The organism is Streptomyces europaeiscabiei (assembly GCF_001550375.1).
GTDB classification, from domain to species: domain Bacteria; phylum Actinomycetota; class Actinomycetes; order Streptomycetales; family Streptomycetaceae; genus Streptomyces; species Streptomyces europaeiscabiei.
Map to the genome: position 1 here is coordinate 1 of NZ_LRTR01000850.1, position 11894 is coordinate 11894.

Consider the following 11894-nt stretch of genomic DNA (forward strand, 5'->3'; position numbering starts at 1 on the left):
GTCGGCTTCGGCACCGGACGCGAGGCCCGGCCCCGAGGGCGTCGCGGCGTCCTCGGCATCGGCCCGCAGCGGCTCCTCGGCGCGGACCGGCCGCAGGAGCGAGCCGGGACTTCCTTCGTCGTTTCTCACAGTGAGGCTCATGTGCTCGGGCCTCCCCCTTCTTCGTGGCTGTCCGTCAGCGGTCGCGGTGGGTGATCAGCCGGGCCAGAGCGAGCAGCCCGCGTGTCGCTTCCGGCTCGAGGCCGGCCCGGGAGAGCTCCTCTCGCGCCTGCTCCCAGTGCCGTACGGCCTCCTGCTCGGCCCATCGCCGGCCGCCCGCTTCCTCGACCAGCCGGGCAGCGCGGGTGACGTCGGCGTCGTCCAGCGGCCGGGGCAGGCCGTAGAGCTCGGCGAGGCGGTGCCCCGCCTTGCTGCCGCTGTCGAGAGCCGCGACCACCGGCAGGGACTTCTTGCGCCGCCGCAGATCCCCGCCGGTCACCTTGCCGGTCGCGCCGCTGTCTCCCCAGATCCCCAGCAGGTCGTCGACGAGCTGGAAGACCATGCCCACGTGGTGTCCGAACGACCGGAGCGCGCTCACCTGGTGGGGCGTGCCGTCCGCGGACAGCACGCCGAGCGCACAGGCAGCGGCCAGGAGCGACGCGGTCTTTCCCGCCGCCATCGTCAGGCAGTCCTCCAGGCCGACCTCCGAACGGCTCTCGAACGCCAGGTCGGAGCCCTGGCCGGCGACCAGTTCCAGCAGGGCCCGGCACAGTTCCTGCGTCGCGGTGGCACTGGCGGGGGGCGGTGGTGCGCAGGCCAGGGTGTTCAGCGCGAGGGCCAGGAGCGCGTCACCGGCCAGTACGGCCCGAGCCTCGCCGAAGACGCTCCAGGCCGTGGGGCGGCCGCGCCGGACGCGGTCACGGTCCATCAGGTCGTCGTGCAGCAACGAGAAGTTGTGCACGAGTTCCACCGCCGCGGCGCCGCTCAGTGCCTGGTCGGCCGGGCCACCCACCGCCTGGGCGCTGGCCAGGACCAGAGCGCCGCGCACGCCTTTGCCCCACCCGTCCTGCGTGGGGGTGCCGTTCTCGTCGCACCAGCCGAAGTGGTACCGGGCGATGGTTCGCACCGGTTCCGTCAACTGCTCCACGGCGTGCTGGAGTCGCGGGCCGGTGAGCTGCCGGTACCGCCGCAGCAGGGCCCACGCGTCCCGGGTGTCGGGGGCCAGGGCCAGGGCGGGGGTCACTGGTCCACTCCGATGAGAGCGCGTTCCACGTAGTCGGCGGGACGCGCCCAGGACCCGGCCGTCCCGGCCTGGTAGCGCTTCGTCCGCCTCGACCAGTCGAGGTTGCCGCGGATCCACGTCCGCATCCCTGCGAGGTAGGGCGCCAGCACCGCGCTCTGCCCGGGGCGGGCCGACAGCAGATGCCTCTCGGCGGCCAGGAAGCGCTCGGTCTCCGCGGACGTGGCCGCGCACACCTCGGCCAGCGCCTGCTCCCGGTCGAGCCCCCGGTGGTACTGCGCCAGATAGGCGATGTTGTGCACCTCGCCCAGCGAACGCTCCTTGTCCAGCGAGTAGACGTCGTTGGTCCAGCAGACCACGTTGCAGGCGGCGTCCAGGGCGCGGGTGAACTCCGCACTGTCGTAGAGCTCTTCGGGGACGTCGAGCCGCTCCACGATGTCGATCAGGTCCATGCAGACGTAGATGGCGCCCGTGTGACGCCTGTTCTCGATGTACGTCACCTCGTCCGGGACGATGCCCCGGATCCGGTTTCCGCCCTCCCACACGGTTGCCGTGACCAGGCAGTCACGCAGATGCCGGATGAAGCGGCGACGCCAGTGGGCCGGGGCGTCCACGGCGGTGCGCTGCCACAGCTCGGCCAGAGAGGCGACCGCAGGCGGCACGTCCGGGTCGCACAGCAGGCTCACCCCGAAGTCCGGCGACCCCAGCACGTCGTGCATACCGGCGACCATCTGCTGCATCCGGTCCGGGCTCCGGCCCGCACTGCCGTCGTCGAGCTGGTCGTCGACCAGGAACAGCCAGGCGAACCAGTCCGCCATCAGCTCCAGGTGCCGCAGGCTCGCCGTGGGATAGACGAGGGCGGCGAACCAGCCGAAGTCCGCCTGGTCGAAACGCTTCCTGGCGGACTCGCGGTGCACCAGGCCCGTGCGCTGTACCCAGTCGGCCAGATGCGCGCGCGCCCGGTCGGCGTGCGGGTTCACCCGGTAGGGGAACGGGCAGTGGATCTCGGGTATGTGCGCGAGGCCGGCATCACCCATGGTGTGCGTGCTCATTCAGCGCCGCTCCAGACGAAGGTGCACGCCGTTCTTCGGGTGCAGCGTGATCAGGGCGTCGGGAAGCACCTCGGGTGCTCCCTCGGGCGTCACCAGCCGGTACTTGCGGGCAACGGTCGCCAGGGCGAGGCAGATCTCGGTCAGCGCGAAATGCTTGCCGAGGCAGACGCGGGGCCCGCTGCCGAAGGGAACGTAGGCGTGCTTGGGCCGCTGGGCGATCCGCTCCGCGCTGAAGCGCTCCGGCTCGAAACGCTCGGGGTCCTCCCAGAAGTCCGGATGGCGGTGCAGGAGATAGCTGTTGACGAGGACCTGGGTGCCGGCCGGCACCCGGTAGCCGTCGATGACGTCCTCCTCGCGGGTGTGCCGCATCAGCTGGTAGGCCGGGGAGTAGATGCGCAGCACCTCGTCGACGATCATCCGCGTGTACGTCAGCCGGGGCAGATCCTCGAAACCGGGAACCGTGCGGGAGCCGAGCACCTCGTCCACTTCCGCGTGGAGTCTGCTTTCCACCTCCGGGTGCCGCGCCAGCAGGTAGAACGCCCAAGCCAGGGTATTGGTGGTGGTTTCGTAGGCTCCCACGCAGATGTTGAGCACTTCGTGGTGGAGCTGTTCGAGATCCATCCCCTTGCCGTCGCCCTCGTCCACGGCATGAAGGAACAAGGAGAGCAGATCGGGTTCCTGGCCGACCTCGACCTCGTCGGTCAGCCGCTTCTGAATGAACCGGGAGACGAATCCGTCCATCTTGTCGATGGCCCGGCGCAGCCGCACATGGCTGGGCGTGGGGAAACTCAGCGGCGGGAAAGGAAAGCTGAAGAATTTCCCGAGCACGGTGTTGGCGAGCTGGAAGGCCCGCTCGAAGGCCTGCGCGGCGTCGCCCACTTCGGCGCTGAAGAGCGACCGGCTGACGATGCGCAGGGCGAGCTGCCCGAACTCGTCGGTGACGTCCAGCGGGGCACCGGCCTCGCCACGGGCCTCCCAGCGCTCCAGCATGCTCGTCGTCTCGTCCGTCATGTTGCGGGCGAACTTGCTGACCGTGCGCGGGGTGAAGTACGGCGCCATCATCCGTCGCTGCCGCCGCCACAGCTCCATGTCGGGCGTGGCGATCAACCCGTCGCGCAGGACGGGGCGGGCTATGCGGAAGACGGCGGCGTTCTTGTCGTACTGCTCGGCCTTGTCGACCAGCACATGCCGAATGTAATCCGGGTGATTGAGCATGACCACACGCATGTTGAGCAGCCGGAAACGATAGATGTCTCCGTATTGCTCAAGTCCTGATCGGAGAAATCCGAGCTGGTCACGGCGGAACGTCCGAATTCCCCCCAGCCCGTCCCTGACCCGCAGGGCGGGAATTTCTTTCAGTGGGGCATCATGCCCTGTTCGCGCGGACGCGTTCAATGCTGTGGTCACCGCTGCATACCTCGTTCCGGATCGGAGGTGACACGCCTTGCGGGGAAATCCCCTCCGTGATCCGATCTCTCCGATATGCAGGTTGTCAACTCATGTGGACCGCTTCGACCGCCTTCCTCTAGCGAAGTTGGACCGGCGCTCCACCGGTTAGCGCGGCATTGACGCCACTTCGAAAGAGCTGTCATTCTTTTCGCGGATGAATTGAGTCCGCGATTCGCGATTCACAGCCGGCGCAGGAGGGCGGCCCGGTCGATCTTGCCCGTGCTGGTCAGGGGCAGCTCGTCGAGCGCGACGATGCGCGCGGGGATCATGTGCGACGGCACGAGGGCCCGCAGGGCGCTCACGAGCTCGGCCTTCGCCAGGGGCTCGGCCGTCGGCACGTAGAAGGCGGCCAGCGTGCGCCCCCTCCGCCCCGTGGGCGCCACGACCGACGCGGCGCGGACACCCGGGCACTGGAGGAGGGCACTTTGCACCTCGCCCAGTTCGATCCGGTGGCCGCGCACCTTGACCTGGTCGTCGAGGCGGCCCAGGAACTCCAGGTCGCCGTTCGGCAGCCAGCGGGCGCGGTCACCCGTGCGGTACATGCGCTCGCCGGGGCGCCGGGCTCCCGGGTCGGGCAGGAACCTGGCGGCGGTGAGAGCGGCGGCGCCGGCGTACCCCACGCCCACGCCTGTGCCGGCGACGTACAGGTCGCCCTCCTCGCCGAGGGGGCAGGGCCGCAGGTCACTGTCGAGCACGTAGCTGCGGGTGTTCTGCATCGGTTGCCCGTAGGGGAAGCTCGGCCGCGTGAGGTCGACCTCGCCCACCCGGTAGTGGTTCGACCAGACGGTGGTCTCCGTGGCGCCGCCCAGCGCCACCACCTCGGCGTGGGGGAACGCGCCCCGGATCTGGTCCGGGAGCGGCACCGGGATCCAGTCGCCGCTGAGGAGGACCCGACGGAGCGTGTCGCGGCCGGCGGGCTCGCGGGCCTGGACGAAGGGCATGACCATGGCCAGGGTGGCGGGCGCCGAGTCCCAGATGGTGATGCTCTCCTGTTCGAGCAGATCCACCAGGGTGTCCGGCTCGGCGAGGTCCGCCGCGGACGCCACCCGTACGGTCGCGCCGGCGGCCAGCACACCGAACATGTCGTAGACCGAGAGGTCGAAGCAGAACGACACGGTGAACAGGATCTCGTCGGCGGGCCCGACCTCATAGGTGCGGTTCATGCAGTCGATGAGGTTCACCACGGCCCGGTGTCCGACGACGACGCCTTTGGGCGCACCGGTCGAGCCGGACGTGAAGATGGTGTAGCAGGCGTCGTCGGCCGTCGGACCGGTGGCAAGGGGGTCGGCCGGCCGGAGGCCGATGTGATGGCCGGTCCACAGCGGCTCGCGGCCAGGCGCCGCCGCACGGTCGCGGGACGGCTCGACGCGGATGACGGCGTCGTACCGCTCGGCGAGTTCGCCGGTGGACTCCTCGGCCCGGCGGCGGTGGACGCTCGCGTGGGCCACCCCGGGCAGGAGTTCGGGAAGGCGCTCGACGTAGCGGGGCGGCACCCGCAGTCCGGAGGCGCAGAGCCCGGGGTCGATGAGGTCGGCGAGGACGATGACACCGTCGTCGGCGAGCAGCCCGACAAGCGAGTCGAGGACGCCGGTCAGGTGGTCGAGGTCCGGCAGGAACTGCACCGTACCGGCCAGCACGACGACGTCGAACGGGCCGTCGACCCGCTCGGCCGCCTCATGGGCGAAGCACACCACGCCCTCGACCTCGCCCCCGGCGCGGACCCCGGTCTCCTTGCTCCGGGCCACGGCCACCGGTGAGGGGTCCACGGCGACGTAGCGGGACGCCCACGGCGCCAGGGCCGCGACGACCGAGCCGGATCCGCACCCGATCTCCAGGACCGAGGGCCGTTCGGCGGACGTCGCGGACCGTACGAACCGCGCCACATGGTCCTGGGAGCCGGCGGCCTCGAGCGGGTCCGCGGAGCCGGACAGGTGGTCGGAGGGATCCGCGACCTGCTCGCGCCGGAACGTGGCCGACCAGGAGAACTCCTCGGGGATGTCGGGGCACAGCACGTGGCGAAGCGAAGGCACCTCCCACCGGAACTCCTGCACGGAGGGCAGGCAGGCGCGGTCGGTCAGCACGGCCGTCACGCCGAGCTGGTCGAGCAGCCCGACCGCCCGGGAGTCGGGCCACGCCGGGTCGAGCGGGACGTAGGCGGCGCCGGCCTTGAGCACCGCGAGCATTCCGACGAGGGCCGAGGCACCGCGCTCGGCGTAGACGCCCACGCTGGAGCCCCGGCCCAGCCCCAGCTCGCGCAGCAGCCGTGCCAGCCGGTTGGAGTGGCGGTCCAGTTCGCCGTGGGTGAGGACCTGCTTGTCGCAATCCACGATCGCCGGGTGGTCCGGGTAGCGCCGGGCGGCCTCGGCGATCAGCTCGGGAACCGTGGCGTCGTCGCGAAAGGGCCGCGTGGTCTCGTTCCATCCGCTCCAGGGCGCGCCCGTGACGGACATCGGCGAGGCGCTCACCGGGCCACTGCCTTGAAGGCCTCGTGGGCAGCGAGCGCGCCCGCCAGTTCATTCACCGTCGGGTGGGCGAAGAAGAGCCGGAGCTCCACGCGCACGCCGAACTCGGCCCCGAGCGCGGCCATGATCTCGGCGACCAGCAGGGAATTTCCGCCGGCGTCGAAGAAGTCCTCGTCGTCGCCGAAGTCGTCGTGCTCCAGTACGTCGACCCACTGAACCCGCACCCGGGCGCGCAGCAGTTCGAGGTCCGGGCCGTCGTGGCCGGTGTGGTCCGGGATTGCCACCCCGGCCGATCCGAAGTTGTCCACCGCTCACTCCTGCGTCTCTCGCGGGCTCTGCTTCCCCCGACTGGCTCTCGCTGCCTTTTCCGCGTGTCAGTCTCGCCGTGACGGCCGGCGATCGGCCGAGGATCTTTCAGAGGTCAGTCAGGGTTGGCACCCGTGGGCCGCGATGACTGGTCATCCTCACGTGCATGGGAACAAACACGAAGAGTCGCTGGTTCGTCGGTGTCCCTCACGACGGCCCCAAGGACTGCGCGCTGTACGCCATTCCGCATGCGGGCGCCGGCGTGACCACGGTGCGTCAGCTGTGCGTCGAGCTTTCCGACGCCTTCGACGCCTTCGCGGTACGCCTGCCGGGCCGGGAGTCCCGGCTCGGGGAACCGGTGGAGACCGTCATGCACGAGCTCGCCGACAAGATCGCCGACGAACTGCTCCACCACGCGCAGGGACGGCCGGTGGTGCTGTACGGGCACTGCGCGGGCACATCGATCGCCTACGAGGTGGCACGTCGCCTGGGCCCCGCCCAGACGCGGGCGCTCGTCGTCTCCTCGCACCCGGCACCCGGGAGCCTCCGCCGCGAGCCCACGTGGGCGCTGCCGCGGCCGGACTTCCTCCGGCAGGTCGTGACGGACGGGTACCTCCCTCCGGAGCTCCTCGGCAACGAGGACTTGCTCGACATCGTCGAGCCCGCCCTGCGCGCCGACTACGAGGTCATGGAGACCTACGAGCTGGATCTGTACGAGAGCGGTGCCGTCGAGCCCGTCCCGGTCCCGACGGTCGCCGTGTACGGCCGCGACGACCACACCCTCGACCCCGCCCTGATCGAGGCGTGGTCGGCGCTCACCACCGGGCCGTTCCGGGTCGTGTCGCTGCCGGGCAGCCACGACCTGCCGAGCAGCCGTCCGGCGGACCTGGCGGCGGCCATGCGCGAGGCGCTGGCGGCCGTAGCCTGAGCACGGACGCGCGGACGGCTCGAGAACCCCTTCCAGGGTGGGCTCACCCTGCCCGGACGACCGAAAGGCAAACAGGTACATGGCGCCCCTCCCGTACGCGCAGCAGCGCACGTGGTCCGTCAACCGGTTCGAGGAGGTCGAGGCCGCGCTCCTGAAACAGGGCGGCGTGGCGCAGGCGGCCGTGGTCCCCCGCGAGAACCCGCTCGGCGAGCGGCGCCTGGTGGCGTACGTGGTGCCCGAGGTGCCGGACGCGGACGTGACCAGGCACGTCGAGAAGTGGCGCGCGATCTACGACTCGATGTACGGCGACACCGCGCCGGCCGCCACGGGGATCGGCGACGACTTCACCGGATGGAACAGCTCCTACACGCGCGAGCCCATCCCCCTGCCGCAGATGCGCCGGTGGCGCGCGTCCGCGGTGGAGCGGGTGCGCGGCCCGGGGGCGCGCCGGGTGCTGGAGATCGGGGTCGGCTCCGGCCTCCTGCTCGGCCCGCTGGCCCCGGACGCCGAGGCCTACTGGGGTACCGACTTCTCGGAGCCGGTCATCGAACGCCTCGCCGCCCAGGTCGCCACGGATCCGCGGCTGAAGGACAAGGTGACGCTGCGATGCCTGCCCGCCGACGTCGACGACGGCCTGCCGGCGGAGTTCTTCGACACGGTCCTGCTCAACTCGGTCGTGCAGTACTTCCCCGACGCCGCCTACCTCTCGAACGTCCTGGAGGTCGCACTCCGGCGGCTCGCCCCGGGCGGCCGGATCGTCCTCGGCGACATCCGCAACCACGGCACCCTGCGGGAGTTCCTGACGGCCGTCCACCACGCTCAGCGCCCCGGCGACGAGCCGTCCGCCGTCCGGGCGGCGGTCGCACGCGCCATGCTCGGCGAGACCGAACTCGTCCTCGATCCCGGCTTCTTCACCGAGTGGGCCGACGCGCACCCCGACATCGCGGCCGTGGACATCCGGCTGAAGTCCGGACCGAACGGCAACGAACTCACCCGTCACCGCTACGAAGTCGTCCTGCACAAGCAGCCGAACGGGCCGACGCACCTCACGGACCTCCCCACCCTCACCTGGGGCCGGGACGTGCACCGGGTGTCCGGTCTGGAGGCCGAACTGGCCCGGCACGGCGGCCGCCTCCGGCTGACCCGGATACCCAACGCAAGACTGGTGAGCGAGGCGGCCGAGTGCGGGGCTCCCGCCACGGCACACGGCACGCCGCTCGACCCGCACGCGCTGGAGACCTGGGGCGAGGAGCACGGCCGTGCCGTCCTGTGCACCTGGTCGGCCGAGGCACCCGGCTGGTTCGAGGCAGTGATCGTGCCCGCGGACGGTACGCACTGCTACGACGGCGTGTACCGGCCCCTGGACACCCGCTCCAGGCCGCTCGCCAACGCGCCCGCGTCCGCCCGCCGGGCGTCGAGGCTGCCTGCGGCGCTGCGGCGCGAGCTGGCGGCCGAACTGCCCGGGCACCTGGTGCCGGACGACATCGTGGTGATCGCCCGCATGCCGCTGACCGCCGGCGGCGAGGTCGACCACACCGCGCTCGCCTGACCCCACCGGCCCCCGTGACGCACCGGATATGAAAGCAAGGGAGAAGACATGGCAGTGAACCCGTTCGACGACGAGAACGGCGAGTTCCACGTCGTGGTCAACGACGAGGAACAGCACGCACTGTGGCCCACGTACGCCGACGTGCCCGACGGCTGGCGGAGCGTCGCAGGCCCGGCGGGACGGGCGGAGAGCATCGCGTACGTCGAGGAGAACTGGACCGACATGCGGCCCCGGAGTCTGCGCGAGGAGACCCCCGCGCCCTGAACCGAGCCGTCCCTCTGTCCTCGGATTCGACCGGGGCTCGTCCGCGCCCTTAGCCCCATGGGCTTTCGTGGACGGACCCGGAAGTACGTGGGATGTACAGGGAGGACGTGCCGTGAGCGGTCGACATTCCGACGTCGTCTTCGTCCGATGGCCCGTGCAGGCGGATCTGAGAACCCGCTGCCGGAAGGAGGGCATGCCGCGCCTGCTCGTCGTGGAGGCGGGCGCGCAGCCGCCGATCAGCAGCGACCCGGTCGAGGACTGGGTTCGTCCCCCGGTCTCCCGGGACGACCTGGAGGCCCGGGTCGCCGTCCTGCAGAACCGCTTCGACAGCAGTCGGGTACCGACGATCGACTCGACCGGAACCCTGAGCTTCGGGCCTCACTCCATCACCGTCTCCACCACGCAGACCGAGTTGCTGCGGCTGCTCATCGACCGCTTCGGTGACGTCGTGCACCGCACCGAGTTCGTGCAGCGCTTCGCCGGGCGGACGCCGGCACTGAACAGGAACTCGCTCGACCTGCACATCATGCGGCTCCGCCGCCGGCTCCTGCCCAGCGAACTGTCCATCCGGACTGTCTGGGGGAGGGGCTACATGCTGGAGAGCGCGGCCGCGGCCGAGGCCGCCCCGGTGACGCACACCCCCGATCCCGTGCACGTCTGACGTCTTCGCGCGCGCGACAGAGCCAAGGGACCAACCGACCACTCGACACCGGAGATGACATTGGGATCCTCGACGACCAGCACTCTGTACGAGGTGGGCGACCTGCCCCCGCTCGGGACCGTCCCGCGTTCCATGTACGCGTCGGTCATCCGCCCGGAACGGTACGGGGACCCGGCAACGGCCTTCCGGACGGAAGTCGTCGACACGCCTGAGGTCCCCCCCGGGTTCGTTCTCGTCGCGGTCATGGCCGCCGGCATCAACTACAACAACGTCTGGGCCGCCAAGGGACATCCCGTCGACGTCGTGGCGGCGCGCCGACGACAGGGCAGCCCGGAGCCCTTCCACGTCGGCGGTTCGGACGCCTCCGGAATCGTCTGGAAGGTGGGAGAGGGCGTACGGCAGGTCAAGGCGGGCGACGAGGTCATCGTCTCGGCCGGCGTGTGGGACGAGGACGATCCCGATGTGCGCCTCGGCGTCGATCCCATGCTCGCGACCTCGCTCAAAGCGTGGGGCTATGAGTCGAACTGGGGATCGTTCGCCCAGTTCGCCCTGGCGGCCGACTTCCAGTGTCTGCCCAGGCCGGCCCGGCTGAGCTGGGCGGAATCCGCGGCCTTCCTGCTGACCGGCGCGACGGCATACCGGCAGCTCAACGGCTGGGCACCCCACACGGTGCAGCCCGGGGACGGGGTCCTCATCTGGGGTGGCTCCGGCGGCCTGGGGTCCATGGCCATATCCCTGACCCGGCAGATGGGCGGCAGGCCCATAGCCGTCGTGTCCTCGCCGGAGAAGGCCAAGTACTGCCTCGACGCGGGCGCCACCGGCGTCATCGACCGGACCAAGTACAGCCACTGGGGCCGCGTGCCTGCGATCGGCACCGAAGAGCACAAGCGGTGGACCGCCGAGCTCCGGGCCTTCGGACGCGAGATCTGGGACATCCTCGGCGAAAGGGTCTCACCGAAGATTGTCTTCGAGCATCCGGGCAGCGACACCATCCCCACGTCGGTCTACGTGTGCGGCACGGGCGGAATGATCGTGATCTGCGGGGCGACATCCGGCTTCAACGTCGATGTCGACCTCAGATACCTGTGGATGCGGCAGAAGCGGCTTCAGGGATCCCATTTCGCCAATCCGCGCGAATGCCACGCCGTGACCCGCCTCGTGGACATGGGCCTGCTGGACCCGCACCTGGGACACACCTACGCCTTCGAGGAGATCGGCCGGGCCCATCGGGACCTGCTGGAGGGTGTGCAGGCGCCGGGCAACTCGGCCGCACTGGTCGGTGCGAGCAATGGAACCAAAGCCTGAGAGCACGCCCGGAAACGCGGCTCGGTCCCGCGAGCGTCACCGAGGTCCCGAACTCTAGAAGTCTTCCCCCCGCGCCCTTCCTGGAAGGAATTCCGATGGCTGATCAGAATCGGTTGGAACTCGCCCTCCCCGTGATCCGGGAACTCAAGAGGCGGGCGACCGATCTGGAGGCCCAGCTCACCGAACCGGTCGCGATCGTGTCGATGGCGTGCCGGCTGCCGGGCGGGGTGGGCACGCCGGAGGAGTTCTGGGAGCTGCTGTCCTCGGGCGGGGACGCGATCGAGGAGTTTCCCTCGCGCTGGGACGGCTGGGACGTGTACGACCCGGACCCGGAGGCCGTCGGCAAGACCTATGCGCGTGAAGGTGGGTTCCTGCGGGACGTCGAGGGCTTCGACGCCGGGTTCTTCGGCATCCCGCCGCGCGAGGCACGAGGCATGGACCCGCAGCAGCGGCTGGTCCTCGAAACCTCCTGGGAGGCCCTGGAGCGCGCCGGTATCCGCTCCGAAGCCCTGGAGAACAGCAACACCGGTGTGTACCTGGGCACGATGAGCGGCGACTACGGCAGCCTGGGGCACGGTCTCGGGGACCAGGACGGATACGTCAACACCGGCAGGGCGAGCAGTGTGTTGTCGGGTCGGGTGTCGTATTCGTTGGGGTTGCGGGGTCCGGCGGTGACGGTGGACACGGCGTGTTCGTCGT

The 11894-nt window shown here is 70.5% G+C and carries 11 protein-coding genes; 6 read left to right on the forward strand and 5 right to left on the reverse strand.

What is annotated here, in order from left to right; all coding sequences use genetic code 11:
* Positions 1-175: 175 nt before the first annotated feature.
* The 5 genes from AWZ10_RS43305 to AWZ10_RS43325 all read right to left on the reverse strand — a co-directional run bounded on the left by AWZ10_RS43305 (position 176) and on the right by AWZ10_RS43325 (position 6490).
* On the reverse strand, positions 176-1222 hold the full coding sequence (locus tag AWZ10_RS43305) for a polyprenyl synthetase family protein (protein ID WP_046708562.1): 1047 nt from the start codon (positions 1220-1222) through the stop codon (positions 176-178).
* The gene (locus AWZ10_RS43310; RefSeq protein ID WP_244172759.1) at positions 1219-2271 is read right to left on the reverse strand and encodes a terpene synthase family protein; all 1053 of its coding nucleotides are present in this window, start codon (positions 2269-2271) and stop codon (positions 1219-1221) included. Before AWZ10_RS43310 ends, AWZ10_RS43305 begins: the two co-directional genes overlap by 4 nt.
* Entirely contained in the window at positions 2272-3678 is a 1407-nt protein-coding gene (locus AWZ10_RS43315) for a cytochrome P450 (protein WP_276145801.1), read from the reverse strand.
* 221 nt (positions 3679-3899) lie between these two features.
* Positions 3900-6185, reverse strand: coding sequence for an amino acid adenylation domain-containing protein (locus AWZ10_RS43320; RefSeq protein WP_159058575.1), 2286 nt, complete (start codon positions 6183-6185; stop codon positions 3900-3902).
* Positions 6182-6490 carry an acyl carrier protein gene (locus AWZ10_RS43325; RefSeq protein ID WP_046706405.1) on the reverse strand — a complete coding sequence of 103 codons (309 nt, stop codon included), beginning with the start codon at positions 6488-6490 and terminating at the stop codon, positions 6182-6184. The genes AWZ10_RS43320 and AWZ10_RS43325 overlap by 4 nt, the downstream gene beginning before the upstream one ends.
* A 164-nt stretch (positions 6491-6654) precedes the next feature.
* Here AWZ10_RS43325 and AWZ10_RS43330 point away from each other — a divergent pair, with 164 nt between their 5' ends.
* The 6 genes from AWZ10_RS43330 to AWZ10_RS43355 form a co-directional block, all read left to right on the forward strand.
* The gene (locus AWZ10_RS43330) at positions 6655-7416 is read left to right on the forward strand and encodes a thioesterase II family protein (protein WP_046706406.1); all 762 of its coding nucleotides are present in this window, start codon (positions 6655-6657) and stop codon (positions 7414-7416) included.
* A 79-nt stretch (positions 7417-7495) separates the two neighbouring features.
* Complete coding sequence (locus AWZ10_RS43335; RefSeq protein ID WP_060893903.1) at positions 7496-8965, forward strand: class I SAM-dependent methyltransferase; 1470 nt, start codon at positions 7496-7498, stop codon at positions 8963-8965.
* Between the two features lie 48 nt (positions 8966-9013).
* Positions 9014-9229, forward strand: a complete 216-nt coding sequence (locus AWZ10_RS43340) for an MbtH family protein (RefSeq protein ID WP_060893904.1) — start codon at positions 9014-9016, stop codon at positions 9227-9229.
* A gap of 112 nt (positions 9230-9341) precedes the next feature.
* Positions 9342-9890 carry a helix-turn-helix domain-containing protein gene (locus tag AWZ10_RS43345; protein WP_208618663.1) on the forward strand — a complete coding sequence of 183 codons (549 nt, stop codon included), beginning with the start codon at positions 9342-9344 and terminating at the stop codon, positions 9888-9890.
* A gap of 54 nt (positions 9891-9944) precedes the next feature.
* Positions 9945-11195 carry a crotonyl-CoA carboxylase/reductase gene (gene ccrA / locus AWZ10_RS43350; RefSeq protein ID WP_060893905.1) on the forward strand — a complete coding sequence of 417 codons (1251 nt, stop codon included), beginning with the start codon at positions 9945-9947 and terminating at the stop codon, positions 11193-11195.
* 95 nt (positions 11196-11290) lie between these two features.
* Positions 11291-11894: beta-ketoacyl synthase N-terminal-like domain-containing protein (locus AWZ10_RS43355; protein ID WP_167366048.1), on the forward strand; the 604-nt coding region annotated here is incomplete at its 3' end.